At 52.7% G+C, this 23,431-nt stretch carries 17 protein-coding genes; 15 read left to right on the forward strand and 2 right to left on the reverse strand.

The annotated features are described in order from the left end of the window. Window positions 1–4: 4 nt before the first annotated feature. Entirely contained in the window at window positions 5–1,126 is a 1,122-nt protein-coding gene (locus ACYVC2_RS21375) for an endonuclease/exonuclease/phosphatase family protein (RefSeq protein WP_461105530.1), read from the reverse strand. Between the two features lie 190 nt (window positions 1,127–1,316). On the opposite strand from ACYVC2_RS21375, the gene ACYVC2_RS21380 reads away from it, so the two are divergent. From ACYVC2_RS21380 to ACYVC2_RS21440, 13 genes are all read left to right on the forward strand, one after another. Further along, window positions 1,317–1,829: a ribosome maturation factor RimP gene (locus ACYVC2_RS21380; protein WP_461105532.1), complete on the forward strand. Its 513-nt coding sequence runs from the start codon at window positions 1,317–1,319 to the stop codon at window positions 1,827–1,829. 86 nt (window positions 1,830–1,915) lie between these two features. Continuing rightward, complete coding sequence (nusA, locus tag ACYVC2_RS21385; RefSeq protein WP_461105534.1) at window positions 1,916–3,160, forward strand: transcription termination factor NusA; 1,245 nt, start codon at window positions 1,916–1,918, stop codon at window positions 3,158–3,160. A 167-nt stretch (window positions 3,161–3,327) separates the two neighbouring features. Beyond that, entirely contained in the window at window positions 3,328–6,705 is a 3,378-nt protein-coding gene (gene infB / locus ACYVC2_RS21390) for a translation initiation factor IF-2 (RefSeq protein ID WP_461105536.1), read from the forward strand. Window positions 6,706–6,880: 175 nt separating this feature from the next. Then, window positions 6,881–7,585: a metallophosphoesterase gene (locus ACYVC2_RS21395; protein WP_461105538.1), complete on the forward strand. Its 705-nt coding sequence runs from the start codon at window positions 6,881–6,883 to the stop codon at window positions 7,583–7,585. Window positions 7,586–7,757: 172 nt separating this feature from the next. After that, window positions 7,758–9,857, forward strand: a complete 2,100-nt coding sequence (locus ACYVC2_RS21400; RefSeq protein ID WP_461105540.1) for a BatA domain-containing protein — start codon at window positions 7,758–7,760, stop codon at window positions 9,855–9,857. A 127-nt stretch (window positions 9,858–9,984) separates the two neighbouring features. Beyond that, entirely contained in the window at window positions 9,985–11,172 is a 1,188-nt protein-coding gene (locus tag ACYVC2_RS21405) for an esterase (protein ID WP_461105542.1), read from the forward strand. Window positions 11,173–11,370: 198 nt separating this feature from the next. Then, window positions 11,371–12,462, forward strand: a complete 1,092-nt coding sequence (locus tag ACYVC2_RS21410; RefSeq protein ID WP_461107202.1) for an esterase — start codon at window positions 11,371–11,373, stop codon at window positions 12,460–12,462. A gap of 195 nt (window positions 12,463–12,657) precedes the next feature. Next, window positions 12,658–14,280 carry a carboxylesterase/lipase family protein gene (locus tag ACYVC2_RS21415; protein WP_461105544.1) on the forward strand — a complete coding sequence of 541 codons (1,623 nt, stop codon included), beginning with the start codon at window positions 12,658–12,660 and terminating at the stop codon, window positions 14,278–14,280. Window positions 14,281–14,300: 20 nt separating this feature from the next. After that, entirely contained in the window at window positions 14,301–15,173 is an 873-nt protein-coding gene (locus ACYVC2_RS21420) for an alpha/beta hydrolase (RefSeq protein ID WP_461105546.1), read from the forward strand. A gap of 139 nt (window positions 15,174–15,312) precedes the next feature. After that, a complete protein-coding gene (locus tag ACYVC2_RS21425; RefSeq protein WP_461105548.1) occupies window positions 15,313–16,863 on the forward strand; it encodes a carboxylesterase/lipase family protein in 1,551 nt (516 codons plus the stop codon). Window positions 16,864–16,899: 36 nt separating this feature from the next. Then, window positions 16,900–19,239 carry a glycoside hydrolase family 3 protein gene (locus ACYVC2_RS21430; protein WP_461105550.1) on the forward strand — a complete coding sequence of 780 codons (2,340 nt, stop codon included), beginning with the start codon at window positions 16,900–16,902 and terminating at the stop codon, window positions 19,237–19,239. Window positions 19,240–19,338: 99 nt separating this feature from the next. Beyond that, complete coding sequence (locus tag ACYVC2_RS21435; protein ID WP_461105552.1) at window positions 19,339–20,385, forward strand: SDR family NAD(P)-dependent oxidoreductase; 1,047 nt, start codon at window positions 19,339–19,341, stop codon at window positions 20,383–20,385. 124 nt (window positions 20,386–20,509) lie between these two features. Continuing rightward, window positions 20,510–20,797, forward strand: coding sequence for a hypothetical protein (locus ACYVC2_RS21440; RefSeq protein WP_461105554.1), 288 nt, complete (start codon window positions 20,510–20,512; stop codon window positions 20,795–20,797). Window positions 20,798–20,967: 170 nt separating this feature from the next. Here ACYVC2_RS21440 and ACYVC2_RS21445 read toward each other — a convergent pair whose 3' ends face one another. After that, window positions 20,968–21,225, reverse strand: coding sequence for a DUF6582 domain-containing protein (locus ACYVC2_RS21445; protein ID WP_461105556.1), 258 nt, complete (start codon window positions 21,223–21,225; stop codon window positions 20,968–20,970). 82 nt (window positions 21,226–21,307) lie between these two features. Here ACYVC2_RS21445 and namA point away from each other — a divergent pair, with 82 nt between their 5' ends. Continuing rightward, a complete protein-coding gene (gene namA / locus ACYVC2_RS21450) occupies window positions 21,308–22,378 on the forward strand; it encodes an NADPH dehydrogenase NamA (RefSeq protein ID WP_461105558.1) in 1,071 nt (356 codons plus the stop codon). A gap of 91 nt (window positions 22,379–22,469) precedes the next feature. After that, a complete protein-coding gene (ypfJ, locus tag ACYVC2_RS21455; RefSeq protein ID WP_461105560.1) occupies window positions 22,470–23,324 on the forward strand; it encodes a KPN_02809 family neutral zinc metallopeptidase in 855 nt (284 codons plus the stop codon). Window positions 23,325–23,431 lie beyond the last annotated feature (107 nt).

A 23,431-nucleotide genomic window follows, 5' to 3' on the forward strand; every position in this document is an offset into this window, starting at 1 on the left:
GATATTATTTGATCACATACGTGCCCATGATCGGGTAGTGGTCCGAGTCGGTCACGTAGTTGATCGTTTCAAAATTCAGGGCGGAAAGCTGCGGATCATGAAACTGATGATCGATGCGAATAAAATTAGGCATGTGGTTGTAGCTAAAACCAAAACCATGACCTTTCTCTTCGAAGCTGTTGGGCAGTAGCCGACGCATCCGCTCATAGACTACGCCATAGGGGGTATCATTAAAGTCGCCGGTTACAATAACCGGGTAAGGACTGGCCTGAATATACTGCTGCAATTTAGTAACCTGTATGTTGCGTTCGACAAAGCCGGTGCGCAGGGCGCTCAGCACGCCCCTTGTTTCCTGCTTCACTTCTTTTATTTCATCCTGCTGAAATACCTTGCCAATACGAATGCCCATCGAGTGCAAATGCACATTGATGACCCGGATCGTATCGTTGCCCACTTTAATATCTGCCCAGAGTAACCCATTGGGTACTTCGAAAGGTTCACGGCCCCAATTTATGATGGGATAGATGGAAAAAATTGCCATGCCAAAGGCCCCTCCCCGGCTTTGAACATTGACGGGGTGCAGAATGCAGGAATAAGGATACCCGGCTTTACGAAATCGCTGAAAAAAATCATAATCAGGTGAAATCGTGGACGTATAAAATTCTTGAAAGCATTTAATCGGAGCGTCGACATGCAATACATAATTGGCTAACCGACGAAAGCGAGGAGAAGACGGATATTGATCAAGCGTCTGGAGATCAAGGTCAAAGGTTTTAACATTGTAACTGAATACTTTCAGGGGCGTGCCGTTACCGGAAAATTCATTGATTTGATTCCAGCCAAAAGTGCGGCTCCCGAATAAGGCAATCCCCACAATCAACACGATGCCCGACAACCAGCTTCGCCAGGGGCGAGCCGTCAGCCACAACAGGAGTACGACAAAATTTAAGACCCAGGCCACGGGAATGGTAATCATGATCAGACCAGCCAGCCAGTGTTGAGTGGGTAAGCTATAAAGGAGCCAATAGGCCAGCCAGGTATAAAAGACTAACCACAAATTGATCGACCATAACAGCGACCGAAAGAAGAAGGTAATAAGTTCTCCGATCCGTATTCTTAATGCCATGCCATCGTTGTTGAATGCAGCAAAAACCGTATCAAAAGCCAAAAATAAGGCATAATGACCGGAATGCTCATAAGCCGGGCCGAGCGGGGGCTTGCGGATCAGGAAGAAACGTATTATATTTGTGGCACTAAAACCATATGGCATTGATCAAAAAAGGGAGTCGCACTCCCTTTTTTGTTAGCCTTACCTTATGGACGACAACGCTAAAATAACCGGATTACTTCAGCCCTATTTGGCTGGCGATAGAATTTATGTCGTTGATATTCAGGTGGCTGGCCGCAGAGGAGGACATTTGAAAGTTACCGTTTTGCTCGATAGCGATACGGGAATCACGATTGACGAGTGCGCAGAGATCAGCCGGAAACTGGGTGTGCAGATGGATGAGTCAAATTTTTTTGGAGAAGCTCCCTTTACATTGGAGGTATCTTCGCCAGGAGTCGACTATCCCTTAACGTTCCCACGGCAGTATATACGCAATATTGGCCGCCAACTTGTCGTGACGCTTACCGACGATAAAACCCGCAGGGGGAGGCTCGAATCGGTAACCGACGACCACATTGTGATGGATGTAGAAGCGGAGCCGAAATCAAAGAGTAAAAAGAAAAAAGAAGCCGATTTAATCACCGAAGCGGCCCCCGTCGGACCGACGTCGATTCTCTTCGGAGACATTAAAAAAGCGAACGTAGAGGTTTCATTTAAATAAAGTTGCCAGCCGTCAGTTACCAGTTATCAGTAAAATTTACTGGCTGCCAGCTACTGACAACTGCCAACTCTTGACTAAACACGAAGATGACCAGTGGACTATTAATTGAATCGTTTGCTGATTTCGCCCGGTCGAAAAACATCGACCGGCCAACCATGATCGCTATTCTGGAAGATGTTTTCCGGACGATGATTCGCAAAAAATTCGGTACGGATGAAAATTTCGACGTCATTATCAACGCCGAAAGTGGAGATCTGGAAATGTGGCGTACGCGGGAAATCGTAGACGACGACTCGGAAGATATCTGGGACTATGACAAAATTCCGCTCGCCGAAGCCCGCAAAATTCAGGACGACTTTGAAGTTGGGGAACAGGTAGCTGAAGAAGTTAAACTCGAAGATTTCGGTCGCCGGGTAGTGCAGACCGCCCGCCAGACGCTGATCCAGAAGATAAAGGATATGGAAAAAGAACTCCTTTATCAGAAATACAAAGATCAGGTCGGCGATCTGGTCAGCGCTGAAGTGTATCAATTGCTGAAGCACGAAATTATTCTGGTCGATGGTGAAAGTAACGAACTAAGCCTGCCACGTACGGAACAAATCTCGAAAGATCGTTACCGTAAAGGAGAAGCCGTTAAAGCGGTGATCAGCCGGGTCGATATGCTGAACGGAACGCCTAAAATTGTTCTCTCACGCACATCCCCCGTTTTTTTGGAGCGTCTGTTTGAAATTGAAGTGCCGGAAATATACGACGGCCTGATTTCTATCCGCAAGATTGTTCGGGAGCCGGGCGAACGGGCTAAAGTTGCCGTCGAGTCCTACGATGACCGCATCGATCCGGTGGGTGCCTGCGTCGGCATGAAAGGCTCGCGTATTCATGGCATTGTGCGCGAACTGGGCAACGAGAACATCGACGTTATCAACTATACCGAAAACCTGGAGCTGCTCATTAGTCGGGCGCTGAGCCCGGCAAAAATCAGTTCGATGCAGATCGACCGCGACGCTAAACGGGTTTCGGTTTTCCTGAAACCCGATCAGGTCTCGCTGGCCATCGGTAAAGGTGGACAGAACATCAAACTGGCCGGACGACTGGTCGATATGGAAATCGACGTATTCCGGGATAATGAAGGTCAGGAAGATGACGAAGACGTCGACCTGATGGAATTCTCCGACGAAATCGACGAGTGGATGATCCAGGAGCTTCGGAAAGTTGGGCTCGATACGGCCAAAAGCGTCCTGGCGCTCAACAAAGAAGAACTCGTCCGTCGGACGGACCTGGAAGAAGATACCGTCGAAGAAATTCTAAATATCCTCAAACAGGAGTTTGAGTAAGTATTAATGGCCAATGAATAATGTAAAATGAACAATGATTGACCGCCATTTCATTGTTCATTTTACATTATTCATTATTCATTATCATTTCAAGGGATTTTTATTCTCAGAACTGGTGTTCATAAGATACCAACAACCATTAAATTTGCCGAATATAGACCGAACGTATGGCAGAAGAAAAGTCAATGCGCCTAAGCCAAGTGGCAAAAATTCTCAACAAAGGACTTTCCTCTGTTGCGAGTAGTCTGTCTGCCAAAGGGTTTAAGGTTGAAATTAATCCTAACACCAAAATCAACATGGAACAGTTGGAGGTGTTAGCGAAAGAGTACAAATCAACGGAACTCCTGAGCGGAGCTCGTCGGACCGAACCGTCGGTTGCGGTCGTGGAGCCACCTCGTCGTCAGGAGGAGGATGTCGTTGCATGGCGTCGGGATGACGCGAGACGTCCACTTGTCGAAAACAAACCAGAAGCCGTTCAAGCTGAACTGCCTAAAGCTGCTCCTGTGGAGCCAAAATCAGCACCGCAGACTGCCCAGACGGGTCTGCCGGGCTTGAAAGTTGTCGGTAAAATTGACCTGAACGCCCGCCCAGCGGTTTCGACGCCCCCTGCTCCGCAGGTAAAGGCTACTCCCCCGCAGGACGTGAAGCCAGTTGAAACTACTGAGAAACCAGCCAGTACGGCACCTGTCGATACACCCAAACCGGTTTCTACTCCGCCAGCACCTTCGCAACCTACCGTTGTGCAGCCAGTGGCTGAAGTGGTAAAACCTGTTGAAGCAAAACCTGCACCGGTTCAGCCAGTGGCCACGCCAACACCGGTAGAAACGGCGCCGAAAGAAGCGCCAAAACCACCAACGGTCGTCGACCAGCCCGTTCAGCCACCTGTGGCCAAACAGCCCGAACCACAACAGCCAGTCAATCGACCGGAAGCGCCCAAACCGGCCGATCCGGTCGCTTCGGCGCCCAAACAGGAGGCCCAGCCGCAACCTGCCAATCGATCCAATAATCGGCCAGACAACCGGCCGAATCCACCACAAGCCCGACCCGTTACTTCAGACTCTGAAGATGGTAATTCGGCAGCCCCAACGGAAACGATCCGGGCCGCTGGTAGTCATCAGCTCGGTGGGCTGAAAATCCTTGGCAAAATCGAGTTGCCGGTCAATAACCCTCGTCAGGGGGGAGGCAACAACAGCAACGCCGACAAGAAAAAACGGAAACGGATTCGCGGTGGACGTGAAGGAGCCCTTGGTAGTACGGTAAACCCCAATCAGGGTGGCCAGCCGCAGGGTGGAAATCGCAACGATCGGCCACCTCGTGAAGGTGACCGTGGGCCGGTAAACCGTGCCCAGGGCGATCGGCCGGCGGGTGATCGCAACCAGAACCAGACGGGTGGCCAACGGGACAATAACAACAACCGTCAGCACCAGGGCCAGGGGGATCGGACTCAGGCACCAGCTAATCGTGGAAACGCCCCCGCTCAGGACGGTAATAACGCCAACCGGGGTGGTCAGCCAACTACTAACGCGAACACCAACGCCAATGGACGGAATACTAATAATAACAACAACCGTTCAGGTGGGCGAAATACGAACAATAACAACCGTTCAGATCGGGGAGGCAACAATCGCCGGGAAGCGCCTACGCAGGCCGACGTCCGGAAGGCGATTCAGCAAACCAACGCCCGGATGCAGGGAAATACCCCAAACCGGGGGGCCGATCGTCGGCGGGATCGGCGGAGTCAGCGCGAAGAAGACCGTCGTTTATTGAACGAACAGGAGGAACTGGAAGCAAAAACGCTGAAAGTGACGGAGTTCGTCTCGGCTAACGACCTGGCGTCGCTGATGAACGTATCCATCAACGAGGTTATTTCGGTTTGTCTTAACCTCGGTATGTTCGTGTCGATCAACCAGCGGTTGGATGCAGAGGCCATTACGGTCATTGCCGACGAATTTGGTTACGACGTACAATTCATATCGGCAGAAGATGAAACCGAAGCAGGTATCGACGTTGAAGCCGATGAGCCCGAAGAGCTACAGCCACGTGCTCCCATTGTGACAATCATGGGACACGTCGACCACGGTAAAACTTCGCTGCTCGATTACATCCGTCGCGCCAAAGTAGCGGCTGGTGAGGCCGGTGGTATTACCCAGCACATCGGCGCGTATAGCGTAAAAACCAGCGATGACCGCATGATTACGTTCCTGGATACACCGGGTCACGAAGCCTTTACAGCCATGCGGGCACGGGGTGCGAAAGTAACCGATGTGGTTATCATCGTTATCGCGGCCGACGACAGCATCATGCCACAAACGCGCGAAGCTATCAACCACGCTCAGGTAGCAGGTGTACCGATTGTTTTTGCGTTCTCGAAAATAGACAAACCGGGTGCCGATGCCGAGAAAATCCGAACGGAACTGTCTGCTATGAACATGCTCGTCGAAGAATGGGGGGGTAAGTATCAGGCACAGGAAATTTCGTCGAAATCGGGTCTGGGTGTCGATGATCTACTCGAAAAAGTACTGCTGGAGGCTGAACTGCTCGAACTGAAGGCCAATCCTACCCGACGGGCTTTAGGTACGGTTATCGAAGCCTCGCTGGATAAAGGCCGGGGTTACGTATCGACCGTGCTGGTTGAGAACGGTACCCTCCACCAGGGCGATATCATGCTCGTCGGAGCTCATTACGGACGCATTCGGGCGATGACAAACGACCGGGGCGAACGCATCAAAGAAGCCGGACCATCGACTCCTGTTCAGATCCTGGGTTTACCCGGTGCTCCTCAGGCAGGTGACAAGTTCAATGTGATGGAAACGGATCGGGAAGCGCGCGAGATTGCCAACAAAAGGGAGCAACTCCTGCGTGAACAGACGCTACGTACCCGTAAGCACATTACGCTCGAAGAAATCGGTCGCCGGAAAGCTATCGGTACCTTCAAAGAGCTGAACGTGATTGTGAAAGGAGACGTAGACGGTTCGGTAGAAGCCCTGTCCGATTCGTTACTCCAACTCTCTACCGAAGAGGTTCAGGTAAATATCATCCACAAAGCCGTTGGCCAGATATCCGAGTCGGATGTGCTGCTGGCGTCAGCGTCAGATGCGGTTATTGTTGGCTTCCAGGTACGCCCATCGTCGAGTGCGCGGAAACTGGCCGAGCAGGAGCAGATCGAAATCCGTCTCTACTCGATCATTTACGACGCAATCAATGAAGTGAAAGACGCAATGGAAGGCCTGTTGGCCCCGACCGTCGAAGAGGTCATTGTGGGTAACGTTGAAGTGCGTGAAGTATTCAAGATCAGTAAAATCGGTACAGTGGCTGGTTGCTACGTCACCGAAGGAACGATCAAACGGAATAACAAAATCCGAATCATCCGCGACTTCATCGTGGTACATACCGGAGAGATCAGCGCGCTGAAACGCTTCAAAGACGATGTGACTGAAGTGAAAACAGGTTACGAATGCGGCTTGAGCGTTCGTAATTTCAACGACATCGAGGTGGGCGACGTGATCGAAAGCTTCGAACTGAAAGAAGTAAAACGGACGCTATAAGTTTGACACGGATTGTTGTGATTTGACTGACTTTGATTATTCCATTTAGCTTTCTGCGAAAGCATTTTTAAGTCAAAGCCAGTCGGTTAAATCATAAAAAGCCAGGTTTAGAATTCAGCCCCAACTGGTTAGCCAGTTGGGGCTTTTTGTATCTTGATCGATCAAAGTAATCAGTATGAAGATCCTTACTGTTAGTGATCTACACGGCCGAGCGGTCTGGAAACAAGCACCAATCGATCGCTACGATCTTGTCATCTTTCTGGGCGATTATACAGATAGCCATGTGCTCGACGATGAGACGATTTATCATAATCTCCAGGAAATCATCCAGTTGAAAAGTGCCAGCCCCAACAAGTATGTCTTACTAATTGGCAACCACGATGCTCAGTATCTGCATTTTCCGCACTACCGCTGTTCTGGCTTTCGGTCATGGGCACAACCGGCACTGAGCGATTTATTCGGTTGCCACAGATCATTTTTTCAAATTGCCCATCAACAAGAGTCTTATCTGTTTACTCACGCAGGCATCACAAATCACTGGCTGAAGCACCTACTAGCCGGCTTAGAGCAGAACGAACTACCCATAACGCCCGAATATAATCTGGCCACCTTGCTCAATCAAGTCCATCAGCAACCACACCGGGTTCGGAAAGTATTATTTGACGTCGGGCCTCGGCGGGGCGGCTACGCGCCGTATGGCGGCCCCCTCTGGGCGGATCGTTCCGAAACAAAAGCGGACTATCTGACCGGCTTTCATCAAGTAGTTGGGCATACCCCCATTGCAGAGTTTACGACGTTGGGAGACGAATCAGGCTCGATCACCTATACCGATGTGCTACAAACCCAAACGACGTTTTACGAAATCACAATCCCTGACTAACTTAGGCATTCAGGAAACGAAAAACCTGGGCCAGATCGTTAAAATAAATATTGTCATTTACGGATCATTAGTTGTCAGCTAGCCGTCACTTATACGTATTCCTTGCTAATTGGTATCGGGTGATGTTAATGACTAATAAGTGACCATTGAATGACTTTTCTATACTGCCTGAATGAATTTCCTCTATCCTTCCTTCTTATTTGGCCTGATGGCCGTGTCGGTCCCGATTGCGATTCACCTGTTCAACTTCCGGCGAACACGACGGGTATTTTTTACGAACGTAGCCTTGCTACGAACGGTCCAGACCGAAACGAAGTCGTTCCGGCGGCTGAAACACTGGCTTATTCTGGCTTGTCGCTGTTTGTTTCTGGCCTGTCTGGTACTGGCCTTTGCGCAGCCGTTCATTCCCGGAAAAAACAAACTGGGTCTATCGAGGCAGGGTGTCACCAGTTTGTACGTCGACAATTCGTTCAGTATGCAGAACGAGCGGAACACCAAGCGCTATCTGGATATTGCCATCGGCCGGTTAGATGAACTGCTGACCTTGTTTCGCAATGCGACGTCGCTCCAACTGTTGACCAACGATTTTTCGGCCGCCGAACAGCAGGCAGGTTCGGCCGAGTCGATCAAAGATCGGGTTACTTCGATCCGGTTTGCGCATACGCCCCGTACACTCGAAGCGGTGTACCGGCGGCAACGAAATCTGCTTAGCTCGCTCAATCCGGGTGGACATAATCAGCTGTTCTGGTTTTCGGATTTTCAGAAAAGCACTACAGGCGACTTGTCGCGGCTGCGGATCGACACAACCGATCGCTTGTTTATTGTGCCACTGGATGCGCAGTCGACCAAAAACGTTTATGTCGATTCGGTCTGGCTCAGTACGCCCTTTATTCGCGAGATGCAGAACAATAGCCTGAACGTCAAGCTGAACAATGCAGGCCAGGAAAATGTGAAAAACCTGCCCATACGGCTCTATCTAGACGATACTCAGACGTCAACGGCGACGGCGACGCTGGCACCGGGTGGTTCGGCGACGGTTTCACTCAATTTCAATGTGACCTCAAAAGGCTATCACAAAGGCCGGATCGTGTTTGAAGATTACCCCATCACTTTCGACAATCAGTATTTTTTCGTCATCGAAGCGTCGCCGGCCGTCCGGGTATTACACCTGTATGAGCAACAGGCCGCTCCGGTCGGCCGTACGACGGGCTATGTCGATGCGGTTTATTCGAACGACAGCTTATTCGTTCGGCGGAGTTTCAACGCCCAGAATTTCGACGTCGGGCAGTTGAAGGAAACGGACCTGGTAGTGCTGGAAGGCGTCGCCGATGTCAATGGCACCCTGCGTTCCGAGCTGGAGCGGTTCGTGCGGCAGGGTGGGAGTTTGGCCATCATTCCGCCGGCTGTTCCGAACAGTGCTTCTTACGGCCCTTTTCTGCAGGGACTGGGCATTGGAAATCTGCAGGTAACAGGTTCTGCCAGTAGCACGCCCAGCCCCTTACCCGTGGCCGACCCCGACCGGCGGAATCCGTACTTCCGTGACGTGTTCCAGCAGAGCTACCAATCCGAAGCCCTGAACATGCCGAGCGTGGCTCCTGTATGGCGGTGGAATGCCGGAGATCGACTGCTGAGTCTGCGCGACGGAAGCCCGCTTCTAACGCAGTCTAAAGTGGGCAGCGGTTCGACGCAGGGGAACGTGTATGTGCTGGCTAGCCCACTCACGGCTGCCTATGGTAGTTTGGCTGAACATGCACTCTTTGTGCCGGTCATGTATAAAATGGCGGCTCTGAGCGTGCGGGCGCAACGAACAGCTTATTCGTTTGAGGATAACCTGGTCACCATTCCCGTGAGTAATCCGTCAGATCGGGCGGTGTACAAGTTGAAGCACGATAAACTGGAAATCATTCCCGTTCAGCGTATGGTGGGTAACCAACTCATACTCGAAATGCCCAAAAGCAATGAGTTGGCTGCCGGACAGGAAGTGGAAGCTGGATACTATGAATTACTAAACGACCAGGGCAAAACGGAGCGGCTGCTGGCTTTTAACCACGGAAATCAGGAATCGGCCATGGATTTTTATTCGGCTGACGAACTGCGACGGGCATTTGCCAATCAGTCCAACGTGGAAGTGTTCGACAGCATTCAGGATGGCGATTTTGTGCAGGTACTGGAACAGGAAAATTTAGGAAAAAGTCTCTGGAAATATTTTCTGCTGGGCGCCTTGGGCTTTTTGCTGCTTGAAGTCGGCCTGGTTCGGTTTATGAAAGGGTAAGGTATGGCGGGCGGGTGCCATACCCGACATTAAAAAAGCCCTATGGGGTCGTCTTATCTTACAAAAAAACAGCTTTCCCGTTCGGCGATCAGGAACTTTATGTATTTTTGACGTAAAGCCCTAACCTATGCTCTTACGCCGAACCTGCTACCTGTCTTTCCTGGCCTTACTAGTTGGAAATGAATGTGTGCTGGCCCAGCAGGCCCATGTCAATCTGGATTGGAATCCGCAAAAGAACACACAGAATCTGATGCCGTTTGGTGCAACGGTTCTCTCACCCGAGGTTCGCGATGACCACACCATCATCTTCCGACTGAAAGCGCCCGAGGCCAGACAGGTCATGCTCACGGGTGGACCAATGTTGCTGGCCTTATCGGCGAAAGAGCCTATCCCTTTTCAGAAAGGCGACGATGGACTCTGGTCGCTGACGGTAGGGCCGGTAAAACCCGATATCTATGTCTACAAATTCATTATCGATGGCGTATCGGTAGTCGATCCGAACAACACGCTGACGGGCTTCAACGACCAGCCAGGCTATAGCAACGTGGTCGTTCAGGGCAATGGCCCCGCTTATTACGACGCCAAACCCGTTCCGCACGGAGCCGTAACCCGCCACATCTATCATTCGGACGTGCTGAAGGGCGAACGGGAAATGTACGTTTACACACCACCGGGCTATACACCGAAAAAAAAATACCCGGTCCTGTATCTGGTGGGTGGCAGTGGCGAACTGGCTTCGGGCTGGAGTCTCGATGGGCGGGCTAATTTCATTGCCGACAACCTCATTGCCGAAGGAAAAATGGTGCCAATGCTGATTGCCATGCCCAACAATCAGGTGGTTCACCGCACCGATCCGGCCCACACCGAAAAAACGTTTCCGCTTTTTGAAGAAGAGCTAAAAAAGCAGATTATCCCGTTTATGGACAACGCCTACAGCACCCGTGCGGACCGTAAAGGCCGGGCGCTGGCGGGTCTGTCGATGGGAGGACGGCATACGCAGCTAGTCGGCTTGAAGAACCTCGATCTGTTCAGTTCATTCGGGGTATTGAGCGCGGGCGATCTGGAAACGGAGAAAGTCAGCGCGGCTTTGCTGAACGATCCGGCAGCCAATCAAAAAATCGACTACCTGTTGGTTGGGCAGGGAACGGGCGAAGTCGAAACCATCGGCAAGCGGGCCGTAGCATTACATGAAGCCCTGCAGAAACATAACATCAAACACGATTACTACGTGGGTGGCGATGGGGCACACGACTGGGGCACCTGGCGGCATCTGCTTTACTACAAACTACTGCCCAATCTCTGGCGAAGTAAGTAGTACCAACCGTCCTGGTCGGGAATGAGCAATCGTTTATGACCCACCTTACGCCCTTGCAGAACTGCATCTGAACCAGCTTTATCAAAACTTGCCTAATCACTTTTTCCTATGCTTATGACCCTTTTACAAACACGATCGACCCCAAAAGGCCTGTGGCTGGGGCTAGCCATTGGCGCTTCGCTGCTGGCGCCCTGGGCAATGGCACAAATGCCCCAGCGGACACCGACAGCGAACGATACGCTGAAGTCGCCTAAAGTGCTGGACGACAAGCGGGTACTGATTCAGATTTACGCACCTAAAGCGAGCGAGGTAATGGTCGGGGGCGATTTTGCCTCGGGCAACAAGCCGGTTAGCCTCACCAAAAACGATCAGGGTGTCTGGTCGGTAGCGGTCGGCCCGTTGCGGCCGGATTATTACACCTACACCCTGATGGTAGACGGCGTTCGGACGATGGACCCGAAGAACCCCGTTGTCAAGCAGGGCATTTCCAGCCTGGAGAATGTGATGGCAGTGCCGGGCGCTGAAACGGCTTTCGAAGATAACCGCGCGGTGCCGCACGGTGAGGTTCGGGAAGTCTGGTATCAGTCGAACACGCTCGGTATGGCCCGCCGGATGCACGTGTATACGCCACCCGGCTACGAAAAAGGGGCGACGAAATACCCAGTGTTCTACCTGCTGCACGGCGGGGGCGACGACGATTCGGGCTGGAACACGGTGGGCCGGGCGGGCTTTATTCTGGATAACCTGATCGCGGCCGGTAAAGCCAAACCCATGATTGTCGTGATGCCCAACGGCAGTATGCCGCTACCTCCGCAGACGGGCATGCCAGACGCGCAAACGATGAACCGGCTGCGGGATTTGTTTACCAGTGAACTGCTGAAAGATATCATGCCCACGGTCGAGAAAACCTATCGGATTCTTCCTGCTCGGGAGAGCCGGGCCCTGGCGGGCCTGTCGATGGGTGGGTTTCAGACGCTGGATGTAGCACTGACGCGCCCCGAGCTGTTCGATTACGTCGGTGTGTTCAGTTCGGGTTTTTTCGGTTCCGCGATCGACGAGGCCGAAACGAAGTACGCCAAAGCGTTAAACGATCCGTCGTTCAATAAGGGCAAGAAACTGTTCTGGGTCGGTATCGGGAAAGATGACTTTGTGATGGATGCCAATAAGAAAACCCTGGCTCTGTTCGACAAGCACCAGATCAAATACCAGTACAAGGAATCGTCGGGCGGGCACACCTGGATCAACTGGCGGCAGTACCTGAACGAATACGTGCCTATGCTTTTCCGGTAAGGCGGACTCACTCACAAAGCATGTAATTCTTCTTTGTCATTCCGACGCAGGAGGAAGCCTATGGTTCCTTACTGATAAATGAGGACGCTTTAAGATCCTCCTGCGTCGGAATGACAAGCCCATCCGACAACGGATCTAAATCACTGAAACTTCCTCAACGGCATTAAACTCAACCTATTCTAAACCTGTGTAAGTATGAAAAAAGTGGGACTCTTGATCGCGCTGCTGACGGCGCAACTCGTTCCCTTCGCCGGAATGAGTCAGAAAAGCAATGGAACGAATGCCCCGATCAGCACCGGTTCGAAAGACGCGGTTGCCAAGACCGAATCCGGAAACGTAAAGGGCTATATCCACAACGGTATTTACACCTACAAAGGCATTCCCTACGCCAAGGCCGAGCGATTCATGGCTCCCTCCAAACCCGATTCGTGGACGGGCGTTCGTAGTTCGATGGCCTATGGACCCGTATGCCCACTGATGGAGCCGACCACGAAAGTAAGCGACGAGTCGGAGTTCGTTTATCATCACGACTGGGGCTATCCGAACGAAGATTGCCTGCGGCTGAACATCTGGTCGCCGGGTGTCGATACGAAGAAACGACCGGTCATGGTCTGGCTGCACGGGGGCGGATATTCGTCCGGATCGTCGCAGGAGCTGCCTTCATACGATGGTGAAAATCTGAGTAAGAAAGGCGATGTCGTACTGGTTTCGGTCAATCACCGCTTAAACATACTGGGTTTCCTGGATTTGTCGGAATACGGCCAGAAGTACAAAGCGTCGGCCAACGTGGGTATGATGGATCTGGTGTCGGCGCTGCAATGGGTGAAAGCGAACATCGCCAGTTTCGGGGGCGACCCGAACAACGTAACCATCTTCGGGCAGTCGGGTGGGGGCGGCAAAGTGGTTACGCTCATGAACACACCGTCGGCTAAAGGTTTGTTTCATAAAGCTATTTCCGAGAGCGGTACGGCTGCCAGCTTTCAGGAAAAAGCCATGACTAAACGGGTAACGGCTGCTGTGCTGGAAGAACTGGGGTTGCAACCGGCTCAGGTAGATGAACTGCAAACCATGCCGTACACCAAACTGGCCGCAGCTGGCACCAAAGCCCTGCAAAAAGTGAGAACCCAACTGGCTGCCGAAGGAAAATCCATGGCGGGCGGCTGGAGCCCAAGCCATGACGGCGAGTTCTTGCCGTATCAGCCTGCCAGTCCCGAAGCACTGGCCCTGTCTGCCGCGGTGCCGTTGCTGATCGGTTCGACCAAAAATGAGTTCCTGCCGTCGCTGGGCGCTATGCCAAACGGAACCCTGGACGAGGTCAAAAGCTATTTGCATAAGAAATATGGGGATAAAACGGACGCTTACATAGCCGCCGTAAAAAAAGCCTACCCGGCCGATACCAAACCCACCGACCTGATGGACATCGACGATCGGTTCCGGCAGAGTGCGGTTCGTTACGCTAACCTGAAATCGGCGACCAATACCGCCCCCGTGTATATGTACCTGTTTACCTGGCAATCGCCGGTGGTAGACGGTCACTACAAAGCGATTCACTGCATCGAGATCCCGTTCGCGTTCAACAACATCAGCCGTTGTGAAGAAATGACCGGCGGTACCAAAGAAGCCTATGCGCTGGCCGACAAGATGAGCTCGGCCTGGATCAGCTTTGCGCGGACGGGAAACCCGGCCCACAAAGGCTTACCGACCTGGCAGAAATATACGGCAGATAATGGGGCGACTATGTTCTTTGATAATCAGTGTGTCGAAAAGTACCACCACGACAAAGACTTGCTGGAATTAACGGCCCCCAAACCTTTATGAGCTTTTTTAGATCAGACCATATGAAACGTCGTCTTTTATTGAGCAGTATGCTGCTGGGCCTTTGTTCGCTGTCTTTTGCGGCTAAGGTCGATACGCTGGACGTGCCGTCGGCGGTGATGCAGAAAAACCTGCGGGCGGTGGTAGTGCTGCCGAATTCGTACGCTAAGGGCAAAACCACCTATCCCGTGTTGTATCTACTGCATGGCGGTGGTGGTAAGTTCAGCGACTGGATTCTGAAAACACCTGATCGATCGCTGTTGCAAAATCTGGCAGATCAGTATAACCTGATTATCGTCAATCCGGAGGGAGAAGACCTGAGCGGCTACATCGACAGTCCGGTTCAGAAAGACAACCAGTTCGAAACCTACATTACGAAAGAGGTCATCGCGAAGATCGACAACTCCTACCGAACCATCCGGGATCGAAAAGGGCGGGTTATCACGGGCCTGAGCATGGGCGGTCATGGCGCTTTATACTTGTCGGCGCGGCACCCGGATCTGTACTGTGCCGCCGGCAGCATGAGTGGTGCCCTCGACCTGAACCGGGCCAACTGGAAAATCGCTCCGGATTTCGAAAGTCGGGTAGCGCCCCGGTTCGAACGGATTCTGGGACCCGCTGATGCCAAGCCCGATCTGTACGCAGCCAATTCCGTAGTAAACATGGCGGATAAGCTAAAAGCCAACGGCCTGCCGCTAATCATCGATTGCGGTGTCGACGACTTCCTGATCGAGCCGAACCGGGAGCTGCACCGGCGGCTGGTTTATAACAAAACACCCCACGATTACACGGAGCGTCCGGGCGGCCATACCTGGGACTATTGGCAGAACTCGCTGCCATACCATGTGCTATTTTTTCAGAAGATTTTAAAACAGAATGGTGTAGTAACGCCATAACTGGTTTCTGTCCTTCCGACGGCAGGAGGCATCTTATGCTCTCTTAATAGTAGATTTTAAGATGCCTCCTGCCGTCGGAAGGGCAGAAATCCTACTACAAACTGAAGCTGCTTTGTTTTTTGTTAACCTTTTTCTTCGGATGAAACGAGCGTTCCTGTTTTTTCTGTGCTTCAGTTCGCTGATCACTGTTGGTCAGCGGGTCAAAACGGCAGATGGGCTCATTGAAGGTTCCATCAGCCAGACCGGGGAAGTCCGAATTTTCAAGGGCATTCCGTTTGCGGCCCCGCCGGTCGGGAGCCTGCGCTGGAGAGCTCCTCAACCGGTGGTGAAATGGACGGGCGTTCGGAAATGTCAGGTATTTGGACCAAGCCCGATGCAGGCGAAACCCGCCCCCTTCATGTACTGGTCGTCGGAATTTCTGATACCGGAAGAGCCCATCAGCGAAGATTGCCTGTACCTAAACGTGTGGACGGGCGCAAAAGCAGCTACGGAAAAGCGCCCGGTCATTGTGTATATTCCCGGTGGCGGCTTCCGGAGCGGGGGTGGAGCCTGCCCGATTTACGATGGGGAAGCCATGGCGAAAAAAGGCGTTGTGTTCGTCACCATCAATTACCGGCTGGGGGTATTCGGGTTTCTGGCGCACCCTGAACTCTCGCAGGAGTCGGGTTACAACGCATCGGGCAACTATGCCCTGCTGGACATGATTGCTGCCCTGAAGTGGGTACAGAAAAATATAGCCGCTCTGGGGGGAGATCCAAAGAAGATAACCCTGGCTGGTCAGTCGGCAGGAGCGGCTGCAGTCAGTTTTTTAACCGCGTCTCCTCTGACCAAAGGACTGTTTCAGCGGGCCATTGCCGAAAGCGGGGGTAGTTTTGTCGTGAGTCCGACACGACCTAAACTTACTTTGCCAAGCGCAGAGCAACAGGGCGTTGTGTTTGCCAAGGCTTTGAATACCAATTCGATTGCAGAGTTGCGCGCCAGACCAGCCGATGAACTGCTGAAAGCGACGGGTGGGTTGAGCGCCCCAATTACAGACGGTTACGTAGTACCGGAAAGCATTTATGCCATTTATGCCAAAGGGCACCAGAATGATATTCCGCTCATTGTCGGCTGGAATGAAGATGACAAGGTTATGGGCACACCTGCCAAAGCCGATGTCTTTCGGGAGCAGGCGAAAAAGCGATTTGGTGATAAGACCGATGCTTTTCTCGCGTTATATCCTGCTCAGACCGATGCGGAAGCCGCCCAGTCGCAGGGGAGTGTCAATCGCGATGAATCGTTTGGTATTCAGGATTATACCTGGGCCAGATTACAGGCTAAAACCGGAAAAGCACCGGTATTTGTGTATAATTTTAACCGTAAGTTACCAGCCAATACCCCGGAAACCCAGTTTGGCGCTTTTCACTCGGGCGAGATTGCGTATGCGTATGACAACCTTCATAAGCTCCATCGCCCCTGGGAGCCTGAAGACCGGTATCTGGCGGATGTGATGTCGTCGTACTGGGTCAACTTTGCTAAAACTGGTACGCCAAACGGAGCTAAACTACCTAATTGGCCTGCCTATCAGCCAGCTACTGAAAATGTAATCATGCTGGACAAAACGATTCAAAGCCGACCGTTGCCTACGAAGTCACAACTAACTTTTTGGGAGCGCTACTACGGAGTCAATGAGTTGCCCGACCAGCCGTAGTGGGCTTCGTCGACGATTAACAACTACTGTAAACCTATGAGCAAGAAAACGATTTGTGTGGGGCTGGCCAGCCTGGTGTCGGCCTCTGTTGCGTTGGGTCAGAACTGGTCAGAAACCAAGTCGGAGACCTGGACGAAGGTAACCAACAAAGGCGGGCAGACCCTGGGGTATGCCGCATCGTCGGGAGTAAAGTTATTGACCGATAAAGGGTTTGCTTTCAAAGACCTTAACAAAAACGGGAAGCTCGACAAGTACGAAGACTGGCGATTGTCGGTCGATGTCCGCGCGAAAGACCTGGCCTCCAGGATGACTATCGAGCAGATCGCGGGCCTGATGCTCTACAGCAAACACCAGCCGATTCCGGCAGCCGCCGGTGGCCCGTTTGCGGGTACGTACGGCGGAAAAGTTTTTGCCCAGAGTGGCGCTAAAGCGTCGGACCTGTCGGATCAGCAACGTGAATTTCTGACTAACGATAACCTCCGCCACGTACTGATCACGTCGGTACAGAGCCCGGAAGCCGCTGCCGAATGGAATAACAACGCACAGGCGCTGGTTGAAGGACTTGGCCTGGGGATTCCGATCAACAGTAGCTCGGACCCCCGGCATGGCACCCGCGCCGATGCAGAATACAATGCGGGGGCGGGTGGAACCATTTCGATGTGGCCCGGTTCGCTGGGGCTGGCGGCTACGTTCAATCCGGAGCTGGTGAAGCGGTTCGGCCAGATTGCGGCCACCGAATACCGGGCGCTGGGCATCGCGACGGCCCTGTCTCCGCAGGTCGATCTGGCTACCGACCCCCGCTGGAACCGCGTGAGTGGTACGTTTGGCGAAGACCCCAAATTGGCAACCGATATGGCGCGCGCTTACATAGATGGGTTTCAGACGTCTGTCGGTGCTTATGAGATTACCGGCGGCTGGGGCTACTACAGCGTCAACGCCATGGTGAAACACTGGCCGGGGGGCGGCTCGGGTGAAGGCGGACGCGATGCGCACTATGGCTACGGTAAATACGCGGTGTATCCGGGAAAGAATTTCCAGACGCATTTTCTGCCGTTTATCAATGGCGCTTTCAAACTGGGCGGCAAAACCGGTATGGCTTCGGCGGTGATGCCGTACTACACGATCTCCTTTGACCAGGATAAAAAATACGGTGAAAACGTGGGTAACAGCTATAATAAATACATCATCCATGATCTGCTGCGGACCAAATATAAGTATGACGGCGTCGTTTGCACCGACTGGCTGATTACGGCCGATGAAACGGCGGTGGATGTGTTTCTGACCGGCAAATCGTGGGGCGTCGAGAAATTGTCAGTTGCCCAGCGGCACTATAAAATCCTGATGAATGGCGTCGATCAGTTCGGTGGAAATAATGAGTCGGGGCCGGTCATCGACGCCTACGCCATGGGCGTCAAAGAGCATGGTGAAACGTTTATGCGAGCCCGGTTCGAGCAGTCGGCGGTTCGGCTGCTGAAAAATATATTTCGGGTAGGCCTGTTCGAGAATCCGTATCTGGACCCGCAGGTGTCTCAGCAATCCGTCGGAACCGCCGAGTTTATGAAAGCGGGCTACCAGGCCCAGCTGGCGTCGGTCGTGATGCTGAAGAATAAAGCCAAAGCCCTGCCCCTCACGAAGGGAAAAACCGTATACGTGCCGAAGCGCTTTGTTCCGGCAGGACGTAATTTTCTGGGTATGGAAACCCCTGAAAAGCTGGACTATCCGGTCAATATGGCCATTGTGGCAAAATATTTCAAGGTAACCGACAATCCCGCCGAAGCCGATTATGCGCTGGTCTTTATCCAAAGCCCGAATTCGGGTGGTGGCTACGACAGCCAAGACTCCAAAGCGGGCGGAACGGGCTATGTGCCAGTTAGTTTGCAGTACGGCCCATATACCGCTCAGGGCACCCGCGATCCGAGTATAGCTGGTGGAGATCCGATGGAGAAGTTTACGAATCGGACGTATAACGGCAAGACCGCTAAAACCATCAACACCACCGACCTGACGATGGTGACGGAAACCCAAACCAAAATGAACGGAAAGCCGGTGATTGTGGCGTTGCAACTGGCTAATCCAGCCGTTGTGGGCGAGTTCGAGAAAGCAGCCAACGGCATTCTGGCTCACTTCGGCGTACAGGATCAGGCATTGCTGGATATTCTGACGGGTGCTCACGAACCGTCGGCCCTGCTGCCGATGCAGATGCCCGCTGATATGAAAACGGTGGAAACTCAGGCCGAAGATGTTCCCCGCGACATGAGCTGCTACCGGGATTCGGAAGGCCATACTTATGATTTCGGCTTTGGCCTGAACTGGAACGGCGAAATACAGGATGCACGTACGGCGAAGTACAAACAGTCGGTCGTTAGTCTGAAATGAACGTACCGCGGCCAGACTGGCCGCGGTAGCTCAATTGCCCCCAATCCATAACCTTCTGGCAAAACAGCGGTTATTTTAGTTCAACGATATGAACTGACCATGGGGGTTTCCATTCAAACAAAAGCAGTGCTCTGGGGCCTGGCCGGCCTGGGCGCGTGGGCGGCCACGAAAGCATTCCTGGCCCAGAAACGTAAGATTGATTTTCGGGGCAAGACGGTCCTTATTACCGGCGGCTCGCGCGGGCTAGGGCTCGAAATGGCTCGTCTGCTGGCGCAGGAAGGGGCGAATCTCGCTCTCTGTGCCCGCGACGAAGACGAACTGGACCGCGCCAGAACCGAACTGCAGTCGTTCGGGATTTCGGTCTATACACAGCCCTGTGACATTACGGACAAAAATCAGATCGAGCATTTTGTCGAGAATGTGCGGCAGGCCATCGGACCCGTCGATGTGCTCATCAATAACGCGGGGGTGATCATGGTGACGCCCTATGTACACGCGACAGAAGAGGATTTTCGGGAAGCGATGGATACGCACTTCTGGGCAAGTTTCCATTTTATCAATGCGGTGTTGCCCCAGATGCTGGCTCGGCAAAAAGAAGATACTTTCCGGGGGCGTATCGTGAACATTGCGTCTATTGGGGGTAAATTATCCGTACCCCATCTGCTCCCATACTCGGCCAGTAAATTTGCGCTGGTGGGTTATTCCGAAGGCTTACGGGCCGAACTGCTCGAAGAAAATATTTACGTAACTACCGTTTGTCCGGGGCTGATGCGCACAGGTAGCCCACGTAATGCTTACTTTAAAGGCCAGAACGAGAAAGAATATACAGTCTTCAAAATCAGTGACTCGCTGCCGGGGCTGACGATGGACTCTACCAGCAGCGCTCGCGAAGTAATTGAGGCTTGCCGGTTCGGGGAGGCCGAGCGGGTGATTACCTTCCCGGCCAAATTCGGGGTGGCACTTCAGGGGGTAGCGCCAAACCTGATTGCCGAAGTTATGGCCATCGCCAGTCAGGCTCTGCCTGATCCGGGTGGTATTGGCACCCAACGGGCATTGGGCAAAGACAGCGAAACCCGCCTGTCGGAATCGGTGGTAACCCACCTGACGAACGAAGCCGCCGAACGAAATAATGAAATCCCTGGCTAAGCAACTGGCTTCGACGGGATGCTGCCAATTCTAATCGTTACTTTATAACCTGACCGAGTCTAAATGCCGTTTCATACGAAACGTTTCATTTACTAACACAAACGGACTCAGGTCCAGACCGATTATGAAAAAAGTACTCGTTGTTATAGCCGTCCTCGCTCTGGGATTAACTAACGCTCAGGCGCAGGATGCCAGCAAACTGAAGAAAAAAGCCGAAACGGCAGCGGCAAAAGCTCAGGTAGAAGCCGATAAAGATGCGCTGAAACTGAATAAGGAAGCCCGCAGGGAAGCAAAAGCGCGGGGCGACAAAGAAGCGCTCAAGGCTGCCCGCAAAGAACAGTATAAAAAGACGGGTGAGCTGATTAAAGATGAAGCCAGCAAAGACGTCAAAGCCGTGAAAGAGAAGCTGTAGGCTATTGACTACCCATAAGCAAAAACGCCCGACTAGTATAGGTTGGGCGTTTTTGCTTATTTAATGGGAGTTATTGGTAACCGTCGGAGTAAGGGCAGTACAGGCACGGTCTGTCGTCCCGACCGGTCCGCCGATAGCGATGATTCAGCATATTGCGCAATTGAGACGCATCAATCGGCGTCAATAGTCACATCGTGTTTCTTCGCGGCTTTCCTGATCCGGTCTTTGATCACATCGACTTCATCCGCGTCGTACTTGGCAGCATTGTCCTTGTGATTAATATAATTCCAGGCTGCCCGAACGTGCTCAGGGGTATCGATTGGGTATTTTTTATTGGTCCGGTCGGCAAATTCAACGTCACCGTATTTATGCTCGCCTTCTGTCGGTTTGACATCGTCGCGTCGATCAATCTTCGAATCACTGGCCATAATCGTTGAGGTTTTGTTTAGTTAAAATAAACGGCCTTGCCTTCCCGAATGTTTACGGGGTATACAACCTAATTAGCTTTTCATGTCGACGCTATTTTCTCCGCTACCGTTGCGTAGCCTTTCGCTCAGAAACCGCCTTGTTGTTTCACCCATGTGCCAATATTCCAGTGAAGATGGATTTGCCAACGACTGGCACCTGGTTCATCTGGGGAGCCGGGCTGTTGGTGGCGCTGGCCTGATCATTACCGAAGCAACGGCCGTATCGCCCGAAGGCCGTATCTCTCCCGACGATCTGGGTATCTGGAAAGACGAACACATCGACGGCCTGAAGCGGATTACTCAGTTTATCCGGCAGCAGGGCACCGTTGCTGGCGTGCAGTTAGCGCATGCGGGTCGTAAAGCCAGCCACCAGCGCCCCTGGGACGGAGGGAAAGTTATTGCTCCGACCGAGCCGCGGGGCTGGCAAACCGTAGCGCCCAGTGCTATTCCTTTTCAGGCCGACAGCCCCTCACCACGGGCATTAACCGCCGACGGAATCGAAAAAGTACTGACCGATTTTCAACAGGCCGCCCAACGGGCGCTGGACGCAGGCTTCCAGCTCATCGAAATTCATGCTGCTCACGGCTATTTACTGCACCAGTTTCTGTCCCCGTTGAGCAATCAGCGGACTGATACGTACGGTGGCTCGTTCGACAACCGCATCCGGCTGCTGCTCGAAGTGGTCGACCGTATTCGGGCGGTATGGCCGGAAAACCTACCCTTGTTTGTCCGGATTTCGGCAACCGACTGGACCGAAGGCGGCTGGACCATTGAAGACTCGATTGCGCTGGCACTACTACTGAAAGACAAAAACGTAGACTTGATCGACTGCTCGACGGGCGGCAATGTAGCGCATGCTAAAATTCCGGTAAGTCCGGGCTACCAGGTTCCGTTTGCGGAGCGTATTCGTCAGGAAGCCGGTATGCCAACAGCGGCTGTTGGACTGATTACCTCGGCCGAACAGGCGGAATCGATTCTGGCGAGCGGCCAGGCCGATTTGATCCTGATGGCACGTGAGTTTTTGCGTGACCCGTATTTTGCGCTGCACGCGGCCCGGGAACTAGGCGACGACTTGCCCTGGCCTGTGCAGTATGAGCGCGCCAAGCCCCGGTGAAAATTACCCTGTCGTAAACATTTTAGCCACAGAAACAGTAATCTTGCCAGCAAAGTCTTGAATCATTCACCATTTATAAACTGAGAAGATCATGCGTTGGATTGGAGGACGTGAAAGTGATAATGTCGACGACCGCCGGGGAAGCGGTGGAGGTGGACTGCTGGTTGGCGGGGGGATCGGCTCGGTCGTCATTGCCGTAATTGTCATGCTGTTAGGTGGCGATCCGTCGGAAATCCTAAATCAGGGATCTTCTGATCCGGCTACTTCGCAGGCACCCGCCGGGCCACAGGCCGACGATGGAGCCGCTGCGTTTACCCGAAAAACCCTGGCCAGCACCGAAGATGTCTGGACCAAGCTATTTGCCGATCAGGGAGATCAGTATCAGAAACCCACGCTGGTTATGTTTCGCGGAGTAACCCAGTCGGGGTGCGGAACGGCCCAAAAGGCGATGGGCCCTTTTTACTGCCCATTAGACCAGAAAGTATACATCGATCTTTCGTTCTACGATGACCTGCGGGAGCGGTTTAACGCCCCCGGCGAGTTTGCGATGGCTTACGTGATTGCCCACGAAATTGGTCACCATGTGCAGAAACAAATGGGCATTATGGACAAGGTCGATCAGCTCCGGGAGCGGATGGGTGAGCGCGATCAGAACCGACTCTCGGTTCGGCTCGAACTGCAGGCCGACTTTCTGGCGGGGGTGTGGGCACATCATGCCCAGGGACAAAGCATTCAACTCGATAAAAACGATATCGAAAGCGCCATTACGGCTGCGAATGCCATCGGTGATGACCGGATTCAGCAGGAAACCCAGGGTACTGTCGTTCCTGACGCGTTTACACATGGCACTTCTGCCCAGCGGGTGTACTGGTTTTCGAAAGGATTCAAAACAGGTGATATCAAGCAGGGGGATACCTTCAATAGCCGCGAGGATGCTAACCTGTAGCTGATCAGAATAGGTGGCTCGCCGGATTCGTAGTTCCAGTTTACCGCCGACACCGATGCGGCTGAAATCGAAAATGTCTGCCAGTAGCCCCACTGGAGCGAACGGAA

The organism is Spirosoma koreense, assembly GCF_054777875.1.